Here is a 25,526-nt window from a genome sequence, read left to right on the forward strand (position 1 = left end):
GGGCCAGTACGGGGTTCGGACCCGTTTCGATGAGGTGGAGGAGGGACCAGCCGAAGCGCGCGGCCGGCGCCTTCGTCTCCTCCCCCGGTCACCGGCGGGGAGATCGCCCTGAGCCGGGTGTCGCACGAGGCGATCTCGGCTTCTTCGGCGTCCTCGGCGGGGAGCGGTCCTTCGGCGACGAACGCCCGCACTTGTGGTCTCATACCGTCCGTGATCGCCGGGCTGTCAAAGTCCGAAGCGGCATGACGACCACGGCGTGCCGTCCGGCCGATCCCGGCACGATGGGCGGATCGTCGCCGAGTTCGTCAGTGGCGGCGCGTACGTTCGGAGCGAACCGGAGGTGGTGAGCATGACCACGACCGACGAGCGAGCCGCCGTCCTCGCCCTCACCAGGGCCACCCGCGACCGGCCCTGGTTCCACACCGCGCGGGTCGTCCTCGACGCCGGCGGCGCTCTTGCGCTGCTGCGGGGCGGCGGCACGAGCCGCGACGCCGCCGACCGGGCGCACGCCGCCGCACTCGCCGCCCGAATCCAGCCGGCCGATCTCGCCTGGGGGCGTGAGCTCATCGCCGCCATGCTCGCCGCCGGCGTGCGGCTCGTCACCGTGCTCGACGACGCCTACCCCGGCAACCTGGCCTGGGCTTACGACCGCCGGCCGTTCCTGTGGTTCCGTGGCGAGCTGCGGCGCGAGGACCAACGGGCGGTCGCCGTGGTCGGCGAGCGCGACGTGGCGGGGGCGGCCGAGGCCGCGCGGGCGCTGGCCGAGGCGGGGCTGACGGTCGTGGCGCCGCTGCGCACCCGCCTCGACGCCGCCGTCCACGAGGCCGCGCTCGCCGCGGGCGGCCGTACGCTCGCGGTGCTCGACGGCGGCATCGCCGAGCCGTCCACGGCAGGAGCGCACGGCGCTCTGGCCGCGCTGATCGCCGACATGGGCGCGGTGATATCGCCGTTCTGGCCCGACGCCGTCCCTGCCTCCCGCACAGTGACCCGCGGGCCGGCCGACACCCCGGGCGGGCCGGCCGACCCGCTCCGCGTTCTCGGCGACGCCTCGGGCGGGCCCGCCGCCGTACACGCGGTGACCTGCGGGTTGGCCGACTCGCTCTACGTTGCCGACGGTGACCCTGACGGGGTCGCCGCGGCTCACGTGGCGCGGGCGCTGGCGACCGGCAAGCAGGTGTTCACGCCCGGGCGGGTGCCGGAGTGGGCCGCGGCGATGGGGGCGCGGGGAGGCATGACTGCCGTCGAGGACACTGACGACCTGGCCAAGCGGGCGGTCACTCTCGTAGATGTGCCTCCTCCTGCTCACAACCGCTGATCATGGGTGACGCCGAGGCGCTCACCCGAGAGTTCCTGCCGCTGTACGTCCGGGTGCCGGCGGCGCGGCCGGGCATGTGCACGATCTGCCGCACCGGCGCGGCCGACCCGCCGCACGAGACCTGCGCCGGCTGCCGGCGCGCCGCGCACGGCCTGTACGCCTCCACCGAGCACGTCGTGCCGATCTCGCTGACGGCACGCGACACCCAGCTGTACGACGTCCTCGTCCGCGAGCGCGATCCGTCCGGCGCCGGTGGCCGGCGCAGCCGGGCGGGGTTCCTGGCCGCCACAGTCGCGCGCTTCCTCCGCGCGCACGCCGCCTGCCTCGAAGAGCGCGCCGGCGGCCCGTTCACCGTGGTCGCCACGATCCCCGACACCCGCGCCGAGCGGCCGATCGAGGCGTTCGACCTGATGCAGCGGGTGGTTGGCCAGGTGGGCGCGCTCGTCCCCCGGTACCGGCCGCTGCTGCTGGAGCCCGTCGCCCGTGCCGCCTTCCGGGTGCGCGGCCGGGTGGACGACGAGCGGGTGCTGCTGGTGGACGACCTGTTCGGATCGGGGGTGCGCGTGCGGGGCGCCGCGTCGGCGTTGTACGGCAGAGGCGCGGCGACGGTGGTTGCGCTGGTGGTCGCCCGTTTCGTCGACATCAACGACCCGCACGGCGCCCGGATCTGGCGGGAGGCGCACGACCGGCCGTTCGGCTTCGACCGCTGCTGCCTGTGTGATCCTGGAGATTGACGCGCCCCGGCCGCCGGGGGCGTGCGGCCGAGGCGCGACGTTTTGGCGCTCCAGGTGGCCCCCACTGGAGCGATGCCCAGATTAGAGGCTTTCGTCCGGTTTGTATAGATTTTTGGTGACATTTCGCCGGGAGCTGCGACACGCCGGGTAGTTGACCGGGCCTGAGGGGGTTTCTCATGCCTGCACAGAGCCGGATCCGGCGCACGCTCGCGGCGCTGCTGCCGTTCCCACTGGCCGTGACGCTGTCCCCGACACCACCGTCCCCGGCACAGGCGCAATCACAGGCGCAATCACAGGCACAATCACAGGCACAGGTGCAGTCGCCGGCGCCGCCCCCGAGCCCATCGGGGCAACCCCGCACCCCGGTCGTGCTCTTTCCGGCCTTCCACCTGACCAAGCTGCGGGTGACCGTACGCGACCAGACGGCGTTCCCGAGGTGCCCGCGGTCGGGCACCTTCGAGGACTGGTACCGCAACGACCGGCCGAGCGCCGTCTTCAGCCAGGTCTGCCAGGACCGGCTCATGACGCTGCGCTACGACGCCGGATCGTCGCTGCCCATGCGGGGCCGCTTCTCCGAGCAGGAAGGCGTCGACGTCCGGATCATGGCGTACGGTCGCACCGCGAGCGCGCCGTTCTACGAGCCGATGTACCGCCGGCTGGAGGCCGCCGGATACCTCCGCGACAAGGACATCCGGGTCGCCGGCTACGACTCCAGGCTCACCCCCGACATGGGCGGGTTCCTGCGGCGCACCCGCAAGCTCATCGAGGACACCTACCGCGAGAACGGCGACCGCCCGGTGCATCTGGTCGGCCACTCCAACGGCCCGCTGTACGCGCAGTACCTGCTCACCCATTCCAAGCCGGCGTGGCGCGAGAAGTACATCCACGGCTTCACCCCGATCGCCGGCAACTTCCCCGGCCAGGGCCTGCTCTACCCGGTGCTGTTCACCGGCCTGAACATCCAGGACTTCGGCTACCCCACGACGAGGCGGAACGCCGTCAGCAGCGCGCGGATGTACCAGAGCGCGCCCTCGACGTACATGAGCGCCGCCGACCCGGCGATCTTCGGCGACCGCGAGGTGGTCGTCCGCGACGCCTCGGCGGGCCGCGCCTACACCCCGCGCGACCACCGCCGCCTGCTCGCCGACGCGAACCTGCCGGCCGCCCGGCAGATCGCCGCCCACTACGTCGGCTTCGTGAAGTTCGCCGGCAAGGAGGCGTTCCCGGGCGTGGACGTGTACGCCGAGAAGGGCTCCGGCCTGCCGACGCCCGTCGGGGCGCGGCTGCGCGACCTGACCACCGGCCAGGTCGTCGGCAAGGGCGCGTTCGTCACCCGCGACGGCGACGGCAACCAGGAGGACGTCACCAACGACGCCGTCCAGGTCTGGCGCGCGATGCCCTGCCACCGCTTCTCGCTCACCGACAACCCGGGCGTCGACCACTTCTCGCTTCCCTCCGACCGTGCGGTCCTCGACCGCCTGGTCACCCATCTGTCCCGGCCGCGCAGCCAGTGCCCGTGACGCGAACCAATTGATCACCATCGGGAGTCCGCCTACGCTGATCACGCATCGTCGCCTGATCAGGACGGGGTCCCGCGATGACCGTCAAGCTGCTTCTCGTGTCGGTGACCACGGCGGTCGCCATCGCGCCGGCCGGTACGACCGCCCGGCTGGCCGCCTGTCCCCTGGTCTTCGGGCACGGCGGCTATCCCACCGGCGCGAACCCCTGGACCAGGGACCAGATCCGCCAGCCCAACCATCCGCGCGGCGTGAACGACCAGCAGGCGTGGGGCGCCGACGGGGTGGAGGGCGACGTCCAGCTGACCAGGGAGGGCACCAAGGCGGTGATGTGGCACAACACCACGACCAACGGCCTGACGGGGGTGAACCGCGCGATCACCGACCTGTGGTGGGCCGCCGGGTCCGACAACCTGCGGGACCGGAGCGTCGCGCGGGGCCCGTACCAGGGTGAAGGGGTCTACACGCTGCGGCAGTGGCTCGACCACGTGCGCTCGCGCGGGCTGGTCGCCCTGCTGGAGATCAAGCCGGAGGCCAAGAACGTCCTGTCGGACTCGGCGCACGCGGCGAGCGGCTGGCGGGAGATCTCCGACCCGATCAAGGAACGCCAGGGCGCGCAGCGGATCCTGCTCTACTCCAAGGACACGTGGATCCAGGGCGAGCTCGCCAAGCGCCACCCGGGGCTGCTGAAGGGATCGGCCGCCCGCTGGACCGACAGCGTGGCCTGGGAGGAGCCGCCTCCGTCGTGGACCGGCAACACGGCCCAGTGGCAGTCCGTGCTCGGCCAGACCCCGGCGAGCGTCATGACGAACTACACGAAGGACTACCGCGCCTGGCTGTCCGGCAGGTGCGCGTAGGGGTCGCCTCCCCGTACGCGCCAGGTAGTCTCATCAAGTAAGACGTCCGGTCATATTGAACGGGGAGGCGACGTGCCCAAGGCGTCCAAGCGTGAGGACCTGCTCGCGTCCGCGCTGGAGGTGTTCCACACCCGCGGGTTCCACGGGACCGGCATCCAGGAGATCGCCGACGCGGCCGGGGCCCCGAAAGGCTCCTTCTACAACCATTTCGCCAGCAAGGAGGAGGCCGCCGTCGAGGCGCTGCGGCGCTACGGCGCCGGGCGGCGCTTCGACATCCTCGGCGACACCTCCCTGCCGCCGCTCGACCGGATCCGCCGGCACTTCGAGTTCCTGCGCGACGAGAACGTCGAGCGCGGATTCACGCGCGGCTGCCTGGTGGGCAACTTCGCCACCGGCGTGGCCGACCACAGCGAGGCGATCCGCGCCGCGGTGCTCGAAGGGCTCCGCACCTGGTCGGAGGCGATCGCCGCGGCGCTGGCGGAGGCCCGCCGCGACGGCTCCGTACGCCCCGGCCTCGACCCGGACGAGACCGCCCGGTTCCTGCTGAACGCGTGGGAGGGCACCCTGATCGAGGCGCGCGCCGGCAGGTCGCAGGCCGCCTTCGACACGTTCTTCACCATGGCCTTCGACGTGGTGCTGCGCTGACGCCCGTCACGTCCCCGGCCTTCAACGTCCGGCCCGGCATCGTGCCGATGATCGAGCGCATGCTGTCGGGGCAGGCCCGCTTCCGGGCGGCCCTGGAGACAGCCTGACTCCAGGGGTGCTAAAGTATCGGGGCAATTTGTGACCTGAGTTCCAGGGAGACCAGACGTGGCAGGTGACGACGACATCTCCGGGTGATACCGGAGCCTGACCGGCCGTCGGCGAGCGCATCGGAGCGCCGCCGCCCGAGGCCGTGTCGTCGTCGTTCTCATGCCTGTCCACCCGCCGGGCGCCCGCGGCGCGCCCGCGCTTTTCCGTACGAGGTCTCTCCCATGTCCGACGCGTCCATCGTCTGCTCCGCCCTGTCCTTCTCCTGGCCCGACGACACCCCCGTCTTCGGCGACCTGTCCTTCACCGCCGGCCCCGGCCGTACCGGGCTCGTCGCCCCCAACGGCACGGGCAAGAGCACGCTGCTCCGGCTGATCGCCGGCGAGCTCACCCCCACCGGCGGGAGCGTCACCGTCGGCGGCGTGCTCGGCTACCTGCCGCAGACCCTGCCGCTCACCGGCGATCTGACCGTGGCCGAGGTGCTCGGGATCGCCCCCGTGATCGCCGCGCTGGACGCCATCGAGTCCGGCGACGCGAGCGAGGAGCACTTCGCCGTGATCGGCAACGACTGGGACATCGAGGAGCGCACCAAGGCCCAGCTCGACCGGCTCGGTCTCGGCGACGTGGCGTTCGAGCGCCGCCTCGGCACGCTGAGCGGCGGCCAGGTCGTCTCACTCGGGCTGGCCGCGCAGCTGCTCAAGCGGCCCGACGTGCTGCTGCTCGACGAGCCCACCAACAACCTCGACCTCGACGCGCGCCGCAGACTCTACGCCGTGCTCGGCGACTGGAACGGCTGCCTGCTGCTGGTCAGCCACGACCGGGAGCTGCTCGACCGCATGGACCGCATCGCCGAGCTGCACCAGGGCGAGCTGCGCTGGTACGGCGGCAACTTCACCGCGTACGAGGAGGCCGTGCGCGCCGAGCAGGAGGCCGCCGAGCGCAACGTGCGCAGCGCCGAGCAGGAGCTCAAGCGCGAGAAGCGGGAGATGCAGCAGGCCCGCGAGCGCGCCGAGCGCCGGGCCGGCAACGCGGCCCGCAACCTCAAGAACGCCGGGCTGGCCCGGATCGTCGCCGGGGGCCTGAAGCGCAGCGCCCAGGAGTCGGCGGGCCGGGCCGGGCAGATGCACGCCTCCCGGGTGGGCGACGCGCAGGCGCGCCTCGACGAGGCCGGGCGCGCGCTGCGCGACGACCAGAAGCTCGTGCTGGAGCTGCCCGGCACCGGCGTCCCGGCCGGGCGCACGCTCTTCGACGGCGAGGGCCTGCGGGCGCGCGGCCTGTTCGCCGAGCCGGGCCTCGACCTGACGATCCGCGGCCCCGAGCGGATCGCGCTGACCGGGCCCAACGGCGCCGGCAAGTCCACCCTGCTGCGCCTGGTCAGCGGCGACCTGGAGCCGGAGGGCGGCCTGGTCAGGCGGGCCGAGGGCCGCGTGGCGTACCTGTCGCAACGGCTCGACCTGCTCGACCCCGACCGCACGGTGGCGGAGAACTTCGCCGCGTTCGCCCCCGGGATGCTCCAGGCCGACCGGATGAACCTGCTCGCCCGTTTCCTGTTCCGCGGCTCGCGCGCCCACCTGCCGGTGGGGGTGCTGTCCGGCGGCGAGCTGCTGCGGGCCACGCTCGCCTGCGTCCTGTGCGCCGAGCCCGCCCCGCAGCTCCTGCTGCTGGACGAGCCCACGAACAATCTCGACCTGGTCAGCGTCGGCCAGTTGGAGAGCGCGCTCGGCGCGTACCGGGGGGCGTTCGTGGTGGTCAGCCACGACGAGCGGTTCCTGACCGAGATCGGGGTGGAGCGCCGGCTGCGGCTGGCGGAAGGCCGCCTGGTGCCCTGACCGCTCAGGGGCGGCGGGCCGCGGCCACGAACATCGGCAGGGCCAGGAACGCGCGGCCGGTGCGGGCGCGTTCGCGCTGCTCGGCGGTCCACGCGGCCTCCTGCTCGGGGGAGATCGCGCCGGCCGCGCGGGCGCCGGCCGCGAGGCCGGTGAGCATGGGCAGCACCACCCCGCCGGTGAGCACTCCGGTGTGCGCCTCCACCGTGACGTTCGTGAACCCCGTGTCGAGCAGCAGGTTGCGGAAGCGGCGGGCGGCCCACGGGTTGGTGACGGCGTCCGCGCGGGCGTGCACGATCGCCCGGGTGAGCGCCGGGTCGGCGGAGTCGACGATGAAACCGTCCCAGTCCTGGCCGAGCAGGACGATCCGGCCGTCGGGGGCGAGCACTCGCCGGGCCTCCTCCAGGGGCTCGGCGGGGTCGGGCAGTTCATGGAACACCTTGTCGGCGCGGTAGCCGGCGACCTCCCCGTCGGCGAGCGGCAGGGCGCGGGCGTCGCCGATCCGCAGGTCGCTCTCCGGGCCGCGGCTCCGGGCGAGGGCGATCATCTCGGCGCTGACGTCCACGCCGATCGCGCGGGCGCCGCGTGCGGCCAGCTCGCCGACCGCGCGGCCCGCGCCGCAGCCGACGTCCACGACGGCCGCGCCGTCCGGAAGGGCGAGCAGGTCGTACGAACGGGCGCGCAGCGCGGTGGCCTCGGGCGTGGCGTCGACGTCGTCGAGCAGCCGGGCAAGTGATTCTTTCGCGGACATACGAGCCAGCATGCGACCTCATGTCGACATGAGGTCAAGCCGTCAGACCCGGAACCGCATCCGGCACACCACCGCGTCGGCGCCCCGGCGCAGCGCCCTGGCCAGCACGGCGCCGCGGTGGTTCTGCAACATCCGCTGCCAGGCGTGCTCCGGCTCGACCTCCGCGATGAGCACGAACACGTGCGGTTCCGGCACCCCGCGCAGGTAGGTGAGCAGCGGCCGGTCCAGCCGCCGGTGGGCGTCGAAGAGCCGTACGAGCTCCACGCCGGGATCCCAGCGGTCCCAGTCCTCGGCGAACGCGCGCGCCTGCCGTTCGTCGCCCGCGTGGGTCACGTTGACGGCCACCACCCGGTCCCCCAGCGACAGCGCGGCGGACAGGGCCTCGCGGGTCAGCCGGGTGACCGTCTGCACGGGCACCACCACCAGGGAGCGGCGCGGCTTGGGCGGCATGGGTGTCCTGCCGATCTCGAGCCGCCGGCCGATGCGCGCGTACTGGCGGTTGACCCACTCCATGGCCGCCACCAGCAGCGGCAGAGCCACCGCGATCAGCCAGCCGCCCTCGCCGAACTTCGTCACCGTCACCACGATCGCGGCCATGAACGTGAGCAGCGCGCCGATGCCGTTCAGCACCGCCCGCCACCGCCAGCCGGCGGGCCGGTCCGTCAGCCAGTGCCGGACCATGCCCGCCTGCGACAGGGTGAAGCCGACGAACACCCCGATCGCGAAGAGCGGCACCAGCAGGTTCATCTCGCCCCTCGACACGACGAGCAGCAGGCCGCTGGTGACGGCGAGGAACGCGATGCCGTAGCGATGCACCTGCCGGTCGGCGCGCAGCGCGAACAGGTGCGGCAGGTTGTTGTCGCGGGCCAGCAGCCGGGCCAGCACCGGCAGGCCGCCGAAGGAGGTGTTGGCGGCCAGCCCCAGCAGCACCACGGTGGCGAACTGGACCAGGTAGAACAGCGGCCCGTCGCCCAGCGAGGCCAGCGTGACCTGGGCGAGCACGGTCACCCCGTCGGCCGGGGCGATGGCGAACTTCTCGATCAGCGCGGCGATGCCCAGCAGCATGACGGCCAGCAGCGCGCCCAGCGCCACCTCGGCCCGCTGCGCCCGCCGGACGCGGGGCCGTTTGAACGACGGCACCGCGTTGGCGATCGCCTCCACGCCGGTCAGCGCGGCGCAGCCGTTCGCGAAGGCCTTGAGCAGCAGCAGGACGCCGACCGTCTGCAGACCTGCCACCTGGTGGCCGACGCTGACGGCGGGTTCGGAGCGGAACAGCCCGGCCACGACGACGAGCAGGATCGCGGCCACGTAGACGACGGTGGGCCCGATGAACGCGCGGGCGCTGTGCGCGATGCCCTTGAGGTTGACGCCCGTCACGAGCGCCAGCACGCCCAGGCAGAGCCACACGGTGTACGGCAGCAGCTCCGGGAAGGCGGAGGTGAGCGCCGCGACCCCGGCGGCCACGGAGACGGCGACGTTGAGGACGTAGTCGATGACGAGCGAGGCGCCCGCGACCAGCCCCGCCCGCCTGCCCAGGTGCTTCGTGGCCACGCCGTACGCGCCGCCGCCTTCGGGGAAGGCGGCGACGACCTGCCGGTACGACACGGTCAGCACCACGAGCAGGCCGGCGATGGCCAGGGTGACCGGGATGGTGAAGCCGAGCCCGGCGCCGCCGGCGAGGGCCAGCACGAGCACGATCGCCTCGGGTCCGTACGCCACGGAGGCCATGGCGTCCAGCGAGAGCGCGGCGAGCCCGCCCGCGACCGAGAGCCTGTGGCGTTCGCCGGTATCAGGGGGTTCCTCGGCCGCGGCGGGGGTTTTCACGATGGTCATGTCCGCATACTCCTGAAGAGAATTTCCGCCCTCATCGTGACGTGCCACAACCACCGAAAACTGGCTTTATATGAATCCCTGACGGATAAAGCGGAAATTACTACGCGAAATATACGGCTCCGCGATTCCATCAACGTTTTTCCTGGTCAAGGCCGGAAACGGTAACCCATGCCCGGTTCGGTGATCAAGTGGACGGGGTGGGCGGGGTCGCGTTCGAGTTTGCGGCGCAGCTGCGCCATGTACTGGCGCAGGTAATGGGTCTCCTTGACGAACTTGGCGCCCCACACCTCGGTGAGGATCTGACGCTGGCTGATCAGCTTGCCGGGGTGGCGCAGCAGCAGCTCCAGGATGTGCCACTCGGTCGGCGTCAGTCGTACGTCGCCGCTGATCGTCTTGTCGGTCAGGTCGACGACATGGTCCCCGATCTTGATGTTCGCCAGCTCGGCCTCGTGGATGGACACGCGCCGCGTCACGGCCCGCACCCTGGCCAGCAGCTCGTCGATGCCGAACGGCTTGGTGACGTAGTCGTCGGCGCCGGCGTCCAGGGCCTCGATCTTGTCCTGGTTCCCGGCCCGGCCGGACAGCACGATGATCGGGACGCTGGTCCAGCCGCGCAGGCCGTGGATGACGTCCACCCCGTCCAGGTCGGGCAGCCCCAGATCGAGGATGACCAGGTCGGGTGTGTGGTCGACGGCGGCACGCAGCGCCGCGGCGCCGTCGGCGGCCACGGTCACCTCGTAGTGGCGTGCGGCCAGGTTGATGCGAAGTGCGCGCAGGATCTGGGGTTCGTCGTCCACGACGAGGATGCGGGTCACCGCGTCACCCCGCGCGGGGCGGTGGGCAGTGTCAGGATCATGGTGAGACCTCCCCCTGGTGTGTCTTCCGGGACGAGCGTGCCGCCCATGGCTTCGGTGAGCCCGCGCGAGAGCGCGAGCCCCAGGCCGACTCCCGAGTGGTTGTCGCGGTCGCCGAGCCGCTGGAACGGCTGGAAGACCCGGTCGTGGGCCTCGGGCGGGATGCCGGGGCCGCGGTCGACGACGCGGATCTCCACTTGTTCGCCGTGGCGGCTGGCGGTGAGGAGCACCGGCCGGTCGGGCGGGCTGTAGCGGACGGCGTTCGCCATGAGGTTGACCAGGACGCGTTCGAGCAGGGCCGGGTCGGCGGCGATCTCGGGGAGTTCGACGGAGATGTCGCCCTCGACGCGGTCGCGCAGCGGCCCGAGGTCGTCCACGGCGCGCGGGACGATCTCCTCCAGGGCGATCGGCTGCGGGGTCACGCCGAGCACGCCGGCCTGCAGGCGGCTCATGTCGAGCAGGTTCGCCACCAACCGGTCCAGCTTGTCCAGCGACTCCGCCGCGGTGTCCAGCAGCTCGGCGCGGTCATGGTCGCTCCAGTCGACGCCGGTGGCGGCCAGGCTCTCGACGGCGGCCTTGGCGGAGGCGAGCGGCGTGCGCAGGTCGTGGCTGACGGCGGCGAGCAGCGCGGTACGCATCTTGTCGGCCTCCGCGAGCGGCTGGGCGCGGGCCGCCTCCTGCTGCAGGCGTTCCTGGCGCAGGGCGACGGCGGCCTCGGCGGCGAACGCCTCCAGCACCGCGCGGTCGGCGGCGTCCAGCAGCCGGCCGCGGGCGGCGAGCACGAGGGTGTCGTCGATCTGCACGTCGGTGTCGGACTGGGCCGGGCACGTGGACGGCGTGCCGCCGGAGGTGGCGACGATGCGCCAGGCGTCGGGATCCGACTGGTCGTCGGCGGCGCGGGCGGCCTCGGGCCGGCGTTCGAGCAGGGTGACCGAGGTCAGCCCGAACGTCTCGCGCGTCCGTTCCAGCAGGGACGCCAGGGCGGCCTCGCCGCGCAGCACGTGCCCGGCCAGTGTGGACAGCAGCTCGGCGTCGGCTCCGGCGCGGGCGGCCTCCCGGGTGCGGCGGGCGGCGATGTCCACGATCGTGCTCACCGCGGCGGCGACGAGGACGAACACGATCAGCGCGAACAGGTTCTCCGGATCGTTGATCGTGAACCGGCCGACCGGCGGGGTGAAGAACCAGTTCAGCAACATCGACCCGCCGATGGCGGCGGTGATCGCCGGCCACATCCCGCCCGCCAGCGCGACGCCGACCGTCAGGCAGAGGAAGAACAGGATCTCGCTCGGCAGCGACACCACCTCGCGGAACTGCGCCAGCACGGCGGTCAGCAGCGGCATCCCGGCCACCGCCAGCACCCAGCCGGCCACCCGGCGCTTGCGGGTCAGCGCGGCGCGGGTACGGGCCGGGCGCCGCCGTCCCATCCTGACCTCCTCGTGGGTGATCATGTGGACGTCGATCGAGCCGGAACGGGCGATGGTCTCGACTCCGACGCCGCGCGAGAAGAGCTGCGCGAACCGGCCCCGCCGCGACGCGCCGAGCACCAGCTGGGTGGCGTTCACGCCGCGGGCGAAGTCGAGCAGTGCGCGCGGGATGTCGTCGCCGACGACCTGGTGGTAGGTGCCCCCCAGGCTCTCCACCAGCGCACGCTGACGGGCCAGGCCGGCGGGGTCGGCTCCGGCCAGGCCGTCGGCGCTGGTCACGTGGACGGCCAGCAGGTCGGCGCCCTTGGTGCGGGCCGCGATCCGCGCCGCCCGGCGGACGAGCGTGTCGCCTTCGGGGCCGCCGGTGAGGGCGACGACGACGCGTTCACGGGTCTCCCAGGTCGTCGCGATGCCGTGCTCGGCGCGGTAGCGGTCGAGCTGCTCGTCCACTTTCCCGGCCACCCAGAGCAGGGCGAGCTCGCGCAGAGCGGTGAGGTTGCCGACGCGGAAGTAGTTCGCCAGCGCCGCGTCCACCTTCTCCGGCGCGTAGACGTTGCCGTGCGCGAGGCGGCGGCGCAGCGCCTCCGGCGACATGTCCACCAGCTCCACCTGGTCGGCCCGCCGCACCACCTCGTCCGGCACCGTCTCGCGCTGGGGCACGCCGGTGATCTCCTGCACGACGTCGTTGACCGACTCCAGGTGCTGGATGTTGACGGTGGAGACCACGTCGATGCCCGCGTCGAGGATGTCGTCGATGTCCTGCCAGCGCTTGACGTGCTCGGAGCCGGGCACGTTGGTGTGGGCCAGCTCGTCGATCAGCGCCACCGCGGGCCGGCGCCCGATGACCGCCTCGACGTCGAGCTCGGTGAACGTGACCCCGCGGTGCACGAGCGTCTTGCGCGGAATGATCTCCATGCCCTCCAGCAGGGCTTCCGTGCGCGGGCGGCCGTGCGTCTCGACGAGGCCCACGACCACGTCCCGGCCGCGGCCACAGGCGCGGCGGGCCTCGTCCAGCATCGCGTACGTCTTGCCCACGCCGGGTGCAGCGCCGAGGTACACCCGTAGCCGTCCCCGCACCTCAGGCCCCGTCCAGCCGTACGACGGTCAGGGCGGCGAAGACGTCGGCCATCTCCACTCCTCGATTCGGTCGGCCCCCCGGGACGAGCGGCACCAGACCCAGGAAAACGCCGAAATACTGGCCATTTTCCGTTCTTGACGCCATTCCTACGGCCGGGCGCCGATTCTTGACGCGATCCGTACGCCGTCAGCCGACGTGGACGTGCGGCCGGCGTTCGAGGTCGGGCTCCGCCTGGCGCAGCACCTCCCGGGTCAGCGGCGGCACGTCGCCGCCGCCGAAGACCAGGTAGCGCAGCATCGCGACGACCGGGTTGCCCTCGGTCCAGTGGAAGTAGATGTGCGGCACCGAGCCGGTGCGGTCGCGCAGGAAGAGCAGCAGAGCGGCCAGCGAGTTCGGCACGGCGGAGCTCTCGATGGTCAGGATCCGGTGGCCGAAGCGCTCCTCCGCCTTGACGTGCAGCTCCGTCTCGAACTCCGAGGCGTCCGGCACCGACACCTCGACGAACAGCACGGGCTCCGTGGTGCGCAGCCGGTGGTTGATCCACTGCTCGCGCAGCTTGTCGGTGTACTCGGCCTGGTCGCGCTGGTGGGGCTCGTTGGCGATCAGGTGGATCTCGCCGCACGTGTCGTTGACGAACCGCTCGGCGAGCGGGTCGAGCGTCACGTCGGTGACCCGCAGCTCCGTCGAGCGGGTGGCGCGCGACAGCAACGAGGTGACGACGATCGCCACGATGAAGAACGAGGCGATCTTCACGCCGTCCGGCCGCTCGATCACGTTGTCCACCAGCGTGTACGCCAGCACCGCCGAGATCAGCGCGAACCCGGCCGCCGCCCGGTTCTGCCCCTTCTTCCTGGCCGACAGCGTCACCGCGACCGCGGCCGAGAGCATGAGGACGAGCACGCCGGTGGCGTACGCGCCGCCCTGGGCGTCCACGTCGGCGCCGAAGATGACCGTGATGGCGAACGCGATCGCCGAGAACACCAGCACCAGCGGCCGTACGGCGCCCGTCCACTCCGGCGCCATGCCGTACCGGGGCAGGTAGCGGGGCACCAGGTTGATCAGCCCGGCCATCGCCGAGGCGCCGGCGAACCAGAGGATCGCGATCGTCGAGACGTCGTAGACGGTGCCGAACCAGTCCCCCAGGTAGCCGTGCGCCAGATACGCCAGCGCCCGCCCGCTCGCCTTCCCGCCCTCCTCGAACTCCGCGTGCGGGATGAGCACGGTCGTGACGAGGCTGGAGAAGATCAGGAACACGCTCATGATGACCGCGGCGACGGTCAGCAGCCGTTTGGTGCCCTCGATCCGCCGCCGTATGTCGCCCTTGACCACCGGCATCACCGCGACACCGGTCTCGAACCCGGACATGCCGAGCGCCAGCTTCGGCATGACGAGCAGCGACAGGCCGACCATGGCGAGCGGGCTGCTGAAGTCGGCCCCCAGCCCGTGCCGCCAGTCCACGACGACCCGCGGGGCCTGGAGCACGTGGACGAAGGCGGTCGCGACGACGACCGCGTTCAGGCCGAGGTAGACGAAGACGAGCAGGACGGCGATGCCGATCGCCTCGGTGAAGCCCATCAGGAACACCCCGCCGAGCGCCGCCAGCAGCACCAGCGTGACGAGCACCCGCTGCCCGGACAGGAATCCGGGCACGAACGGGTTCTCCAGGATGTGCGCGGTCGCGTCCGCCGCCGACAGCGTCATCGTGATGACGAAGTCGGTGGCCGCGAACCCGAGCAGCGCCAGCACGAAGAACTTGCCCCACCACTGGGGGGCGAGCTTCTCCAGCATCGCGATCGACCCCTGCCCGTACGGGCTCTCGGCGGCGATGCGGCGATAAACCGGTAGCGCGCCGAGCAGGGTGAGCGCGACCAGGAAGAGCGTGGCCAGCGGCGCGAGCAGGCCGGCGGCCAGCGCCGCGATGCCGGGCTGGTAGCCGAGCGTGGAGAAGTAGTCCACGCCGGTCAGGCACATCACCCGCCACCACGGGTGCTTGACGTGGGGACCGTGCTCGATCTGCCTACGGTCGGTCTGCAGACCCTGCAGCAGCCACGACCGCAGCGTCCCCTCCGTAGCGGCCGGCCGTTTCGCCAGCACCATCCCGGTCACCCGTCCCCGTCAAGAGCCCGTAAATACGCATCGCACCTTACTGACCGATATACGACGTTCGCGGCGGTGGGGGCGTCAAGAAAGCGTAGTGAGGCGTATGTACGGATTCAGGCGGCCGGGGACGCGGGTCACGCCACCTGCGTCACCGGCCGGGACGTCGTGCCCGCGGGATCGATGATCGTGACGGGGACGTCGAGGTCGGCGACCATCGTCCGCAGGGCAGGGGCGGTGAGCAGCACCCACCGCTGGTCCGGCCCGAGCACCTTGGCGAGCTTGAGCGGCGAGGAGAAGGCCACGGCCGCCCGCTTGCCCGACGCGGTGCGGAACAACCGGAGCGCCAGGGCGCATCCGCCGCCGCGGACGGGGACGAACAATCGAGGCTCGGACATCTGCTTCCTTCCTCCGAAAGGGGTACAAAGCAGACGCTAGACCCGTCTCCGCCGGCTGCCGGGGCATCACTACGCGATCAGGACGCACGCCCCGGAAATCCTGACGCCGCGTTGACGACGTCACCGGGCCCGCGCCCGCGCGCGGGCCCGGTGACCGGCTCAGCGCTTCATGAGCGCGAACACGCCCCAACCGAGCAGTCGTCACGCGAGCGGGCGTGACAGGCTTCGACGGCCTCCTGGCTGGGCGTCCGGCCGTACCACAACCGATTTCCGCGCCCGGAGCGTGCACCACCACAGAAATCGTCAGGATATCCTGACGACTATGACGTTGAAGTCGCCTGACCTCCCCGACCACGAGGGCTTCGTGGCGCCGGTGCTCCCCGGTGGCGAGCTCGCCCCCTCCTCCAGCTCCTTCACCAGGGATTTCGTCGGCTACCAGGCCACGTGCTCCTGCGGCTGGACCGACGGGCGGCGGTACCCGGCCACGCCCGAAGGGACGAAGGAGGCGGAGTACCGGTGGTGGAGCCGGCACGCCGGCCCCCTGTCCATGGCGGCGCCGCCGAGCTGGCTCGTCATCAAGTCGGACCTGCTCTGCCAGCAGATCGTGGGCCTCACCGCCGACCGTCCCCTAGCCGCCCTCACCCTGCTGTCGCAGGTGGAGAGCTGGCAGCGCACCCTGCTCGACCAGGCCGTCGCCGCCGCCCGGCAGAACGGCTCCTCCTGGGCCGAGGTGGGCGAGGCGATGGGCATCTCCAAGCAGTCCGCCCACGAACGGTTCAGGGACCACGCCGATTCGCCCTGACGCCAGCCGTGAGGTAGGGACTTTGGCCCCTACCTGCGAGGACTTCCGCCGCGAGAGGCTCGCTGCCATGACGTACGACATCGACGCGCGCCCCCGCGCGCTCACGGAACTCTCCAGGGAGGAATCCCTGCGGCTGCTCGGCAACGCGGGGCTGGGGCGGATCGTGTTCATCAGCCGCGCCATGCCGGCGATCCGCCTCGTCAGCCATGTCATGCACGACGGCCACATCGTGGCCCGCACCGGGTACGCGCCCGAGATCGAGGCCGTCCTGCGGCCGCGTGGGACGTCCATGGTCGTCTACCAGGCCGACATGGTGGATCCGGCCACCCATCTCGGCTGGAACGTCATGGTGACCGGCACGGCCGCGCTCGTGCCCGACGACGGCGCGTTCGCCGGCCGGCAGAGCTGGACGGGTGACAAGACGGCCCTCGTCCTGCGCATCCGGCCGGAGCTCGTCACCGGGTTCGAGGTCACCGGGTTCGAGGTCACCGGGTTCGAGGTCACCGGGTTCGAGGTCACCGGCGACCCGTCCCCCCGCTGACCCGGCCGGCCGCGGCTGCCGTACGATCGCCTGCGGCTTCCGGGCGGCGGAGGGCCGGCGCGGACGGGAGGGGAAGGCGTGACGGGCGGGCGGGCCTTCTGGCCGCTGCTGGCGATCCACGCGGTCCTGGTGCAGGCGGTCAGTTACGGCATGCGGCCGTCACTGTCGTACGCGGTGCTGGACCTCGGGTACGGGCCCGGGTGGGTGGCCGTGGTGGCGGCGATGTTCGCGGTCCCGCCGCTGGTGCTCGCGGTGGTGACCGGGCGGCTGGTCGACCGGCTCGGCGAACGACCCGGTCTGGTGATCGGCGGGGTCGCGCTGACGGCGTCGGCGGTGGTCGCCTGTCTCGGCTCGCGGAGCCTGGCCATGCTGGTCACGGCGACCGCGCTGCTCGGTGTCGGCATCGTCTTCTCGATGGTGGCCGAGCAGTCGGCGGTGGCCGGGCGGGCGCGCCCCGGCGGCCTGGACGCGGCCTTCGGCGGCTACACGTTCATCACCTCGCTCGGGCAGGGGGTGGGGCCGCTGCTCCTGCTGGTCCCGCCCGCGTCGGGGAGTCAGGCGCCGCCGCTGGTGCCGATCGCCGCCGTGTGCGGGGTGGCGAGCCTGGTGATCCTCGCGGTCTCGTTCGGGTTCGGCAGCCGCCACCGCGCGGCGCGGGCGCCGGACGCCCGCCGGTGGCCGGCGCGGCGGCTGCTCGCCATCCCCGGGATGTACCGGGCGATGCTGGTCGGGGCGCTGATCCTGGCGTCCATCGACGTGACGCTGGCGTACCTGCCGGTGCTGGCGCACGAGCGCGGGATCGCGCCCGGCTGGGTGACGGCGATGCTCGCGGCTCGGGCGGCCACGCAGATGTTGTCGCGCGTCAACCTGGCCCGTCTCGTACGGATGCTCGGCCGCAGGCGGCTCACCGTGGTCGCCTGCGTGGTGTCCGGGCTCGCGCTGCTCGGCCTGACGCCGCCGTCGCCCGTCGCCGTGCTCATCGTCCTGACCTCCGTGTACGGGTTCGCCGCCGGCGTCTGCCAGCCGATCACGATGGGCTGGGTCGCCGCACTGGCGCCCCTGGGCACCCGGGGGACGGTCCTGTCGCTGCGGATAGCGGGCAACCGGCTCGGCCAGTCCCTGATCCCGATCCTGTCGGGAGCCGCCGCCACGGTCGGCGGCGCCTCCGGCGTCCTGGCTCTGACCGGAGCCACCCTCGGCATCGCCGCCTGGTCGGCCACCGCCATCCCCGACAAGGACTGACCCGGCCTTCGCCCCGAGCGGTACGGGGGCACCGGCCACGCGGTCCACACGGTCGGCACCGCTTGCACCACGCCTACGGGACCGCCGAAGCGCCCGCCCCCTCGATGCGGGGGCGGGCGTGTGCGGTGCGGGTCACTTCAGGACCGGGTTGCGCCGCACGATCGCGAGCCTGCCCAGCCCGAGCGTGGCGCCCGCGTCGGCCAGGGCCAGGCCGACGATCACGACCGCGTAGACGAGGTGGTCGTCCATGAACGGGTTGCTGTCCAGCGGCAGCTGGGCCGCCCACATCAGCACCATCATCGCCGGACCCGCCACGGCGGCGATCCGCAGGCCGACGCCCAGCATCAGCGCCAGACCGACGCCCAGCAGGCCCGCCATGAACAACCAGTCCACCCACACCTGACCGGCCAGCGCCCCGAACAGCCCACCCAGCGCGTTCTCCTGCGTGCCCTTCAGGAAACCGGACGTCGGGCTGCCACCCGCGACCCAGGCCCGCTCGGCCGGGGTCGCGAAGCCCCACCCGAACGTCTTGTCGAGGAACGCCCACAGGAAGACCCACCCGAGCGAGATCCTGGCGACCGCCCACACGGGGTCGACCGGGCGGCGCAGGGGGGCGGGGGTGCCGGTCTGGATGACGGGCCTGGTCACGGTGGCGGCCATGACCGCCTCCTTTCGGTGCGTGATTCGCCGTCCTTGTCGCACTCCCAGCACACCGTCCCGGGCCTCGCCGGAGCAGTGCCGTACGGCCCCGGAACACCGGGACCTTCGTCACCGCGCACGCTCTCGAAGGACTCTGTCTTCCGCCCGTGCCCATGGGTAGCTTCACCCTCATGACCAGGGAGGACACGCTCATGTCAGACACCGGCGACTTCGGACGACGCATCCACCATCACCGCGACCGGCTCGGCCTCACCCGCGAGCAGGTGGCCGACCGCGCGGACATGTCGGCCGGCTACATCCAGTACCTGGAGGACCATCCGGCCGTTCCCGACTCCGGCACGGTGCGCCGGTTGGCCGCCGCGCTGGAGACCACCGCGCGCGACCTGCTGGGCAGTGGCCGTGACCGCCCGCCCGGGCCGGGGCCGGCCATGGCGGACCCGGTCCTGGAGACCCTCGACGCCGAGGAATGCCTGCGGCTGATCGCGCCGGGCGGCGTCGGCAGGGTGGCGTTCAACGGCTCGCACGGGCCCACGGTGCTGCCGGTGAACTACCGGCTGCACGAGGGCGCGATCGTCTTCCGCACCGCGTACGGCGGGACGATCGACCAGGATCTGCGCACCGGGGTGAAGGGCGTCGAGCTGCTGATCGGCTTCGAGGTGGACCGGCTGGACGAGGCCATGCGGCAGGGCTGGAGCGTTCTCGTCCAGGGGCCGGCGCAGCACGTGCCGCCTGAGGACGTCGAACGGCTCGCCGACGTGCACGTGAGCCCGTGGGCGGGCGGCGAACGCGCCCTGTACATCCGCATCGTCCCGCAGCAGATCACCGGCCGCCGCATCCACAGCGCTTGACGTCACACTTCGCCCGTCCCGGCTGGAAGGTCCGGCGACCGGAGTGTGACGTCAGGTCGCGACCGGCTCCGCGACGGGCGAGGAGGGCTCGGTGCGCGGGGCAGCGAGGTCGTGGGCCGAGCGGGCCAGCCAGATCATCACCAGGGCGCCGGCGACCACGGAGACGTCGGCGTACAGTTCACCCATCACCAGCCTGCCCACCGGTACGAGCACGAACGGCGCCACCAGGCCGGCGATGCCGTAGCGGACGGTGGCGGTGTGCCAGCGGTCGTCGCGCCGCTGCGCCCGCAGCACCAGCACCGTCCAGAGCAGGCCCGCCACGCCGCAGACCAGCGGCACCCAGTCGGGCAACCGCTCATCGAGGGCGACGAGCACGTCGGCGACGCCCAGGCCGCCGAACCCGAGGACGCCCAGGGCCAGCACGTGGTCGTAGTGCCCGAAGCGCCAGACGGGCTGGATCAGCAGCACGACCGCCCACATCGGCAGGGCGCTGAGCAGCGTCATCCACCAGGGCCAGACCGGCATCAGCGGGAAGAGCAGCATGGACGCCGCCGCGACGTACAGGGCGACGCGCAAGCGCCGCGTGCCGCGGTCCTGCTCCGGCGCCGGCCCCGCCAGCGGCCCGCGCAGGCTCTGCCACAACGCCCAGGCCCACGGCAGGCCGGCGGCGACCAGCCGCAGCACGTTCGGCCACGTCACGGGGGCGCTCTCGTCCGCCTCCGTGAACAGGGTCAGCCGCCACAGCGGGCCGAGGTCGCCGGCCATCACTGCGACCAGCGCGGCGACCGCCAGCGCGGCGAGGTAGAAACCTGTGACGACCAGGGCGAGGACACCCAGACGATGACGACGGAGCACGTGGCACTCCTGGGGCGGAGGATCGGAAGTGCCTCACCCTAGCGCGAAGTCGATCAAGCACGAACCCGGCGCCCGGCGGCTATCAGCATGGAACGTTCCGCGGGGATGCGGCGGCCGGACACCTGCTCGGCGGCGACCACGATGAAGTGGTCGCGGCTGCCCGGCGCCCAGGTCGTCAGCGGCAGGGCGGCCAGCCGGTCGATCTCCGCCGGATCGGTCACCTCGCACGCCTGCCCCACCGCCGTGACGGACCAGCCGGTACGCAGCTCGGTGTCGAACTCGTCGGCCTCGAACGCCACCACGGCGTGCCGGGTCGCGGCGGCCAGCTTCGACCCGGTCGCGGTGCGGATCACGATGGTCTGGCCGTCGAGGTGGAAGTTCACCGGCTGCACGGCGGGCAGGGCGCGATCGGTGAACACGATGCGCCCGATCGGCGCTGCGGCCAGCAGGGCGAAGCACTCTTCACGGGAGAGCACCTGGAGTCCGGACGAATCGAGCTTCATGGCTCTCAGCGTCCCCGGCCGGACACCCGGGGCGGCAGAGGCGAACGTCCCGTCTCCCCCGCCGTTCGTCCCGCGACCTCGAACCGGCCCCACAGCACACCAATCATGCTCCGACGCTATCCACGCCGTGGCCGGGCCGGTAGGGACCAAAGTCCCGACCGGTCGGCCCTGACCCGGGGCGGCGGCCGGTGGTGTGCTGGACCCGTGGAGGTGGATGTCGTGAACACCGCAGAGGCCGTCCGCGCGGCGCTGTTCAAGCCCCGCGCGGCGCCCACGTTCGGCGCCACGGGCGCGGTCCGCCGCCCGCTGCCGGAGATCCTCGAGTAAGCACAGTAGGGACTTTCGGCCCTGCCGCGGTCCCGGGGCGCCGGGACATCCTGGGGGGCATGTCCGATCTTCGTCCTTGGGACGCCGCGATGACCGGCACCGGTGGACCCTTCGCCGGCGGCCCGGACGTGCGCGTCGCGGCGCTCTCGACGGACGGCGCCCAGCCGTACCGTTTCCACCGGGTGGACGAGGCGACCCTGGAGCTGCACGCCGGCGCCGACGTGCAGGGGCGCGGGCTCGGCATCAGCTGCGGGGCGGCGCTGTTCAACGTGCGGCTGGCGATCCGGATGACGGGGCACGAGCCGCGGGTCGTGCCCTTCCCGGATCCCGCCGAACGACCCGGCCTGGTGGCCACCGTCGAGGCGACGCCCGGCCTGCCGCCGGGCCCGCAGGAGCGGCTGCTGCACCACATGATCCCGCCGCGTCGCCGGTTGCCCGTGCACGGTCCGCTGCCCGCGGACGTCCTGGCCGATCTGGTCGCCGCGGCCGACGAGGAGGGCGCCACCTTCGTCCCGGTGACGGAACGGATGGCGTGCCGTGTGCCGGCGTTGGCGGTCCTCGACCTGCCGGCGGAGAACGACGGCGAGGGCTCGCACCTCGCCGCCCTGTTCACGCGAGGTGACGGCCCGCGGGACTGGCTGCTGGCCGGGCAGGCGCTGCAGCGGGTGTTGCTCACCGCCACCGCGCACGGCCTGGCCGCCGCGCCGTTCAGGTGCGCGGACCTGCGCCTCGGCCGGGAGGGGCCGTTCGGACACGTGCAGACGCTGCTCAGCCTCGGCGGCCCGTGAAACGCGGCGGGGCCGCCACCGGTGCGGTGGCGGCCCCTGGGTGGTGCGCGGTCAGCGCTGCTCGACGATCTGGAACTCCAGGACGTCGGTGAACGTGCGTCCGTACGAGTCGGTCGCGGTGACCACGGCGCGGTGCTCACCCGCGGCGAGGTCGGCGGGCAGCTCGTAGCGCCACAGGTGCATCGAGCGGTCGGCGACGCTGCCGCCGTTGACCAGTTGCTGCGCGGCGGCGTGCGGGTCGGACCACTCGGCGCCGATCAGCTGGTCCTCGCCGCGCATCTCCTGGGTGCGGGTGGCCCGCTGCGCCCGGCCGCGGTCGAGCTTGACCGTGACCGTGGAGCCGGTCGAGCCCATCCAGAAGTTGGTGGTGAGCCACGTGCGGCCGGTCAGGTCCTCGCGGTCCAGCACCAGTTGGTCGCCCAGCTGCGGCTCCGGGCCCTCCTGGTCGTCGTTCCAGGACTGCCGCGCGGCGTACCACTCGCGGTACGTCGGGCTGTTGAGGCCCAGCTGCGTCTGCACGTCGTCGTCCTGGCCGGTCACGGTGAACCGCTCCCTGAACGAGTTGCCCCTCACGTCGAGGGTCAGCACGCCGGGCATGCCTCCGTCGCGCCCGACCGCGACGGGGTAGCCCTCGTCGGTGATCGCGCCGGAGTACCAGTCGCCGGAGATAGCGCCGGCGGTGATGTGCGGGAACGGCAGCCCTTCGACGCCGAAGAGGTCCTTCCAGCCCTTGGCGAGGTCGCCGGTCTTCATGTTCTCGATGGAGTGGCTGTGCCCGGAGACCGCGACGGCCTTGCGGCCCTGCAGCAGCTCGTGCACCTTGCGGACCTGGTCCACCTGGTGGATGGGGCTGCCCTCGTCGGCCCAGTTGAGCAGGGAGATGTGGCTGGCGAGCACGACGAGCTTGTCCCGGCCGACCTTGGCGAGGTCGCGCTCCAGCCAGGCGAGCTGGTCGTCGCTGATCCTGCCGTTGTACGCCGGCCGGGTCGACGGGTTGTCGCACTGCGGCCGCAGGCCGTCGGCGTTGTCGACCTCGGGGGTGCACGGGTAGCGGACCGTGTTCAGCGCGATGACGTGCACGTCGCCCACGTCGTAGGAGTAGTACGCGGGGGCGAGCTGCGCGCGGAAGGTGTCGAAGGAGTGCTCGGCGGTCTCGGAGTCGAAGTCGAGGTCGTGGTTGCCGGGCAGGAACCGGGCCGGCCCGTTGGTGAGCTTCGTCAGCTCCCTGACGTCGGGGTAGAGCGACAGGTCGTCGCCGACGACGTCACCGATGAACAGGGTGCCGCAGCCCTGGTAGTCGTCGCGCCGCGACAGGTCGGCGATCGCGCCCTGGCGGGCGTAGCCGACCTCTTCCTTGTCGTACGGCTGCAGGTCACCGGCGATCATGCAGTGCTGCTCGCGCGACTGGGTGTCCCTGCTTTCCGCGAGGGGGAAGTTCACCGCGTCCGGGAGGGGCCCGGTGGGGGCGATGCCGCCGTAGCGCAGCTCCGGCGAGCCTTCCGGCAGGTGGTTGTAGTGGAACTGCGCGACGTTGGACTCGTCCACCGGCACCTGGTAGCCGGACGGCTGAGTGATGAACACCGTCATGTTGTCGTAGGCGGGGAGCCGGTAGCGTCCGCGGGCGTCGGTGGTCACGACGTCGCGACCGTTCGACACCACGACGCCGCGTAAGCCGCGCTCGTGACGGTCGTGGACGCTGTCGCGGTCACGGTCGACGAAGACGGTGCCGGTCAGGACGGAGGGATCGGCCGGGCCGTCCGGGGTGCGGACGACTTCGACGTGGCCGCGGTAGGCGGAGTCGTTCCAGGCGCCCGGCCGCGTGGCGGCGGCGGCGCCGGACGCTGGGACGACCGCCGCGAGCGAACCGGCGACCAGAGTGGTGAGGGCCAGGGCGACGTGGAGCTTGGTGCGTTCTCGGGACGAGGACATCAAATGCTCTCCGTGAGTCGTTCGGACGTCTGCCGTCTTGGCACAGCGAAAACGATCTTTACCGAGAGATCTGAACAGAGCGCTTTACCCGGGGCGAACAGTCGCAGTATGACCGGCGGCCCACAGGTGACCTCGGCAGCGACGCCGGCCATACCGAGCCGGTCTGAGGGTTGCCGCGACTCATGGTCTTTCACCGCGCGGTGATCGGGAGTATGAACGAAGCAGCAGCCGCCTGATCGCGTCTCCCGGGAGGTGACGGCAGATGCGCCGTCGGAGCCTGGTCCTGTCCGTGCTGGCGTTGAGCGCCGTGCTGTTCGGCTCCACCACCGCGGGCGCGGTGGACGCCGGCCCGGTGCGGGGCGACCGGCCGCTGCCCGGCTACACGGTCGACAACCCGCCGCTGGAGCCCGCGCTCGTGGGCGGGCGGTCGAGCCGGGTGCTGCAGGGGGTGCACGAGCACGCCGCGTACGTCATCGAGGTGCCGCCGCGCTGGAACGGCGACCTGCTGATGTGGGCGCACGGGTTCCGCGGCGCGACCCGGGTGCTCACCGTGGACCCGCCCGGGTACGGGCTGCGCCGGCGGCTGCTGGACCAGGGCTACGCGTGGGCCGCGTCGTCCTACTACGCCAACGACTACGACGTGCGGGCCGGCGTGCTGAGCACCCGTGACCTCGCCGACCACTTCAGGCGGGTGGTGGGCAAGCCGCAGCGGACGTACCTGGCGGGGGTGTCGATGGGCGGGCACGTCGCGGTCCGCTCGATCGAGCAGTATCCCGGCCGGTACGACGCCGCCCTGCCGATGTGCGGGGTGCTCGGCGACCATGAGCTGTTCGACTTCTTCCTCGACTTCCACCTCGCCGCCCAGGACCTGGCCGACGTGCCCGCCTACCCGTTCCCCGCCGACTACGCGACCGGCGCGGTGCCGCGGATCCAGCAGCGGCTCGGGCTGAGCGGCACGGGCACGGGCACGGGCAACGAGCTCGGCGCGCAGTTCCGCGACATCGTCGTCAACCTGAGCGGCGGCGAGCGGCCCGGGGCGCAGGCGGCGTTCGCGTACTGGAAGGACTACCTGTTCGGGCTCGCCGGGCCGGACGGCGGGGGCACACTGGCGCAGCAGCCGGGCAGGGTGGCCACGAACGCGGACACGGACTACGAGCCCGACTCCCCCGTCGACGTCGACGCGAGCGTGCGCCGGGTGCCGCCCGTGGATCCGGTGGCGCGCAGGACGCAGCGGCTGACCGAGGTGCCCGCCGTCACCGGCCGGATCAACGTGCCGGTGCTGTCGCTGCACAACCTGGGCGACGCCTTCGTGCCGTTCTCCATGGAGCAGCACTACCGCGCGGACGTGGCCCGGCACGGGCGCGGCGAGCTGCTGGTGCAGCGGGCGATCCGGACGGTCGGCCACTGCGAGTTCAGCGACGCCGAGGTGGCCGCCGCCTGGGACGACCTGGTGCGGTGGGAGCGCGGCGGCCGGCGGCCGGCCGGTGACGACGTGCGCGATCCGGCCACGGTGGCGGACCCGCGCTACGGGTGCCGGTTCACCGACCGGAACGCCTACCCCGAGGGCACCCGCCGGATGTTCGCCGCCTGCCCGTAG

22 protein-coding genes are annotated in these 25,526 nt (G+C 72.4%); 12 read left to right on the forward strand and 10 right to left on the reverse strand.

Annotated features, from left to right (window positions below):
• The first annotated feature begins 349 nt into the window (after positions 1-349).
• The 6 genes from E1286_RS21545 (at position 350) to E1286_RS21570 (ending at position 7,002) form a co-directional block, all read left to right on the forward strand.
• Positions 350-1,315: a DNA-processing protein DprA gene (locus E1286_RS21545; protein WP_132615248.1), complete on the forward strand. Its 966-nt coding sequence runs from the start codon at positions 350-352 to the stop codon at positions 1,313-1,315.
• Positions 1,316-1,317: 2 nt separating this feature from the next.
• Positions 1,318-2,049 carry a hypothetical protein gene (locus tag E1286_RS21550; protein ID WP_132615249.1) on the forward strand — a complete coding sequence of 244 codons (732 nt, stop codon included), beginning with the start codon at positions 1,318-1,320 and terminating at the stop codon, positions 2,047-2,049.
• A 368-nt stretch (positions 2,050-2,417) separates the two neighbouring features.
• Positions 2,418-3,569, forward strand: coding sequence for a lipase/acyltransferase domain-containing protein (locus E1286_RS21555; RefSeq protein WP_132615250.1), 1,152 nt, complete (start codon positions 2,418-2,420; stop codon positions 3,567-3,569).
• Between the two features lie 77 nt (positions 3,570-3,646).
• Positions 3,647-4,423 carry a glycerophosphodiester phosphodiesterase gene (locus E1286_RS21560; RefSeq protein ID WP_132615251.1) on the forward strand — a complete coding sequence of 259 codons (777 nt, stop codon included), beginning with the start codon at positions 3,647-3,649 and terminating at the stop codon, positions 4,421-4,423.
• A 72-nt stretch (positions 4,424-4,495) separates the two neighbouring features.
• Positions 4,496-5,068, forward strand: coding sequence for a TetR/AcrR family transcriptional regulator (locus E1286_RS21565; RefSeq protein WP_165969835.1), 573 nt, complete (start codon positions 4,496-4,498; stop codon positions 5,066-5,068).
• Between the two features lie 329 nt (positions 5,069-5,397).
• Complete coding sequence (locus E1286_RS21570) at positions 5,398-7,002, forward strand: ABC-F family ATP-binding cassette domain-containing protein (protein ID WP_132615253.1); 1,605 nt, start codon at positions 5,398-5,400, stop codon at positions 7,000-7,002.
• A gap of 4 nt (positions 7,003-7,006) precedes the next feature.
• Here the strand turns inward: E1286_RS21570 and E1286_RS21575 are convergent, their stop codons facing one another.
• From E1286_RS21575 to E1286_RS21600, 6 genes are all read right to left on the reverse strand, one after another.
• On the reverse strand, positions 7,007-7,750 hold the full coding sequence (locus E1286_RS21575) for a methyltransferase domain-containing protein (RefSeq protein ID WP_246075025.1): 744 nt from the start codon (positions 7,748-7,750) through the stop codon (positions 7,007-7,009).
• Between the two features lie 42 nt (positions 7,751-7,792).
• Positions 7,793-9,583 carry an APC family permease gene (locus E1286_RS21580; RefSeq protein WP_132615255.1) on the reverse strand — a complete coding sequence of 597 codons (1,791 nt, stop codon included), beginning with the start codon at positions 9,581-9,583 and terminating at the stop codon, positions 7,793-7,795.
• Between the two features lie 146 nt (positions 9,584-9,729).
• A complete protein-coding gene (locus tag E1286_RS21585) occupies positions 9,730-10,398 on the reverse strand; it encodes a response regulator (protein ID WP_111182827.1) in 669 nt (222 codons plus the stop codon).
• Positions 10,395-12,938 (reverse strand): DUF4118 domain-containing protein, encoded by a 2,544-nt coding sequence (locus tag E1286_RS21590; RefSeq protein WP_132615256.1) that lies wholly within the window; start codon positions 12,936-12,938, stop codon positions 10,395-10,397. The genes E1286_RS21585 and E1286_RS21590 overlap by 4 nt, the downstream gene beginning before the upstream one ends.
• Positions 12,939-13,125: 187 nt before the next feature.
• The gene (locus E1286_RS21595) at positions 13,126-15,036 is read right to left on the reverse strand and encodes an APC family permease (RefSeq protein ID WP_132615257.1); all 1,911 of its coding nucleotides are present in this window, start codon (positions 15,034-15,036) and stop codon (positions 13,126-13,128) included.
• Between the two features lie 137 nt (positions 15,037-15,173).
• Positions 15,174-15,434, reverse strand: coding sequence for an SAV_915 family protein (locus E1286_RS21600; protein WP_132615258.1), 261 nt, complete (start codon positions 15,432-15,434; stop codon positions 15,174-15,176).
• A 322-nt stretch (positions 15,435-15,756) separates the two neighbouring features.
• Between E1286_RS21600 and E1286_RS21605 the strand changes: the two genes are divergently transcribed.
• From E1286_RS21605 to E1286_RS21615, 3 genes are all read left to right on the forward strand, one after another.
• Entirely contained in the window at positions 15,757-16,236 is a 480-nt protein-coding gene (locus tag E1286_RS21605) for a hypothetical protein (RefSeq protein WP_223190198.1), read from the forward strand.
• A 67-nt stretch (positions 16,237-16,303) separates the two neighbouring features.
• Positions 16,304-16,777 carry a pyridoxamine 5'-phosphate oxidase family protein gene (locus tag E1286_RS21610; RefSeq protein WP_132615259.1) on the forward strand — a complete coding sequence of 158 codons (474 nt, stop codon included), beginning with the start codon at positions 16,304-16,306 and terminating at the stop codon, positions 16,775-16,777.
• 78 nt (positions 16,778-16,855) lie between these two features.
• Positions 16,856-18,019 (forward strand): MFS transporter, encoded by a 1,164-nt coding sequence (locus E1286_RS21615; RefSeq protein ID WP_132615260.1) that lies wholly within the window; start codon positions 16,856-16,858, stop codon positions 18,017-18,019.
• A gap of 132 nt (positions 18,020-18,151) precedes the next feature.
• On the opposite strand, the gene E1286_RS21620 is transcribed toward E1286_RS21615, so the two are convergent.
• Entirely contained in the window at positions 18,152-18,679 is a 528-nt protein-coding gene (locus tag E1286_RS21620) for a DoxX family membrane protein (RefSeq protein ID WP_132615261.1), read from the reverse strand.
• A 170-nt stretch (positions 18,680-18,849) separates the two neighbouring features.
• On the opposite strand from E1286_RS21620, the gene E1286_RS21625 reads away from it, so the two are divergent.
• Positions 18,850-19,527 (forward strand): helix-turn-helix domain-containing protein, encoded by a 678-nt coding sequence (locus E1286_RS21625; RefSeq protein ID WP_246075026.1) that lies wholly within the window; start codon positions 18,850-18,852, stop codon positions 19,525-19,527.
• A 51-nt stretch (positions 19,528-19,578) separates the two neighbouring features.
• Here E1286_RS21625 and E1286_RS21630 read toward each other — a convergent pair whose 3' ends face one another.
• Positions 19,579-20,382, reverse strand: coding sequence for a hypothetical protein (locus E1286_RS21630; protein WP_132615262.1), 804 nt, complete (start codon positions 20,380-20,382; stop codon positions 19,579-19,581).
• 53 nt (positions 20,383-20,435) lie between these two features.
• Positions 20,436-20,885 carry a pyridoxamine 5'-phosphate oxidase family protein gene (locus E1286_RS21635; RefSeq protein ID WP_132615263.1) on the reverse strand — a complete coding sequence of 150 codons (450 nt, stop codon included), beginning with the start codon at positions 20,883-20,885 and terminating at the stop codon, positions 20,436-20,438.
• Positions 20,886-21,271: 386 nt separating this feature from the next.
• Here E1286_RS21635 and E1286_RS21640 point away from each other — a divergent pair, with 386 nt between their 5' ends.
• Positions 21,272-22,000, forward strand: coding sequence for a nitroreductase family protein (locus E1286_RS21640; RefSeq protein WP_132615264.1), 729 nt, complete (start codon positions 21,272-21,274; stop codon positions 21,998-22,000).
• Positions 22,001-22,051: 51 nt separating this feature from the next.
• On the opposite strand, the gene E1286_RS21645 is transcribed toward E1286_RS21640, so the two are convergent.
• Complete coding sequence (locus E1286_RS21645; protein WP_132615265.1) at positions 22,052-23,929, reverse strand: calcineurin-like phosphoesterase C-terminal domain-containing protein; 1,878 nt, start codon at positions 23,927-23,929, stop codon at positions 22,052-22,054.
• Between the two features lie 262 nt (positions 23,930-24,191).
• Between E1286_RS21645 and E1286_RS21650 the strand changes: the two genes are divergently transcribed.
• Positions 24,192-25,526: a hypothetical protein gene (locus E1286_RS21650; RefSeq protein ID WP_132615266.1), complete on the forward strand. Its 1,335-nt coding sequence runs from the start codon at positions 24,192-24,194 to the stop codon at positions 25,524-25,526.

This window comes from Nonomuraea terrae (genome assembly GCF_004348995.1).
GTDB lineage: Bacteria > Actinomycetota > Actinomycetes > Streptosporangiales > Streptosporangiaceae > Nonomuraea > Nonomuraea terrae.

What these genes read in the sequence shown, in the direction of transcription:
- E1286_RS21545 (WP_132615248.1), top strand. Translation starts at nt 350, where the DNA reads ATGACCACGACCGACGAGCGAGCCGCCGTCCTCGCCCTCACCAGGGCC.
- E1286_RS21550 (WP_132615249.1), top strand. Translation starts at nt 1,318, where the DNA reads ATGGGTGACGCCGAGGCGCTCACCCGAGAGTTCCTGCCGCTGTACGTC.
- E1286_RS21560 (WP_132615251.1), top strand. Translation starts at nt 3,647, where the DNA reads ATGACCGTCAAGCTGCTTCTCGTGTCGGTGACCACGGCGGTCGCCATC.
- E1286_RS21570 (WP_132615253.1), top strand. Translation starts at nt 5,398, where the DNA reads ATGTCCGACGCGTCCATCGTCTGCTCCGCCCTGTCCTTCTCCTGGCCC.
- E1286_RS21575 (WP_246075025.1), bottom strand. Translation starts at nt 7,750, where the DNA reads ATGTCCGCGAAAGAATCACTTGCCCGGCTGCTCGACGACGTCGACGCC.
- E1286_RS21580 (WP_132615255.1), bottom strand. Translation starts at nt 9,583, where the DNA reads ATGACCATCGTGAAAACCCCCGCCGCGGCCGAGGAACCCCCTGATACC.
- E1286_RS21595 (WP_132615257.1), bottom strand. Translation starts at nt 15,036, where the DNA reads ATGGTGCTGGCGAAACGGCCGGCCGCTACGGAGGGGACGCTGCGGTCG.
- E1286_RS21600 (WP_132615258.1), bottom strand. Translation starts at nt 15,434, where the DNA reads ATGTCCGAGCCTCGATTGTTCGTCCCCGTCCGCGGCGGCGGATGCGCC.
- E1286_RS21605 (WP_223190198.1), top strand. Translation starts at nt 15,757, where the DNA reads ATGACGTTGAAGTCGCCTGACCTCCCCGACCACGAGGGCTTCGTGGCG.
- E1286_RS21610 (WP_132615259.1), top strand. Translation starts at nt 16,304, where the DNA reads ATGACGTACGACATCGACGCGCGCCCCCGCGCGCTCACGGAACTCTCC.
- E1286_RS21620 (WP_132615261.1), bottom strand. Translation starts at nt 18,679, where the DNA reads ATGGCCGCCACCGTGACCAGGCCCGTCATCCAGACCGGCACCCCCGCC.
- E1286_RS21625 (WP_246075026.1), top strand. Translation starts at nt 18,850, where the DNA reads ATGACCAGGGAGGACACGCTCATGTCAGACACCGGCGACTTCGGACGA.
- E1286_RS21635 (WP_132615263.1), bottom strand. Translation starts at nt 20,885, where the DNA reads ATGAAGCTCGATTCGTCCGGACTCCAGGTGCTCTCCCGTGAAGAGTGC.
- E1286_RS21640 (WP_132615264.1), top strand. Translation starts at nt 21,272, where the DNA reads ATGTCCGATCTTCGTCCTTGGGACGCCGCGATGACCGGCACCGGTGGA.
- E1286_RS21645 (WP_132615265.1), bottom strand. Translation starts at nt 23,929, where the DNA reads ATGTCCTCGTCCCGAGAACGCACCAAGCTCCACGTCGCCCTGGCCCTC.
- E1286_RS21650 (WP_132615266.1), top strand. Translation starts at nt 24,192, where the DNA reads ATGCGCCGTCGGAGCCTGGTCCTGTCCGTGCTGGCGTTGAGCGCCGTG.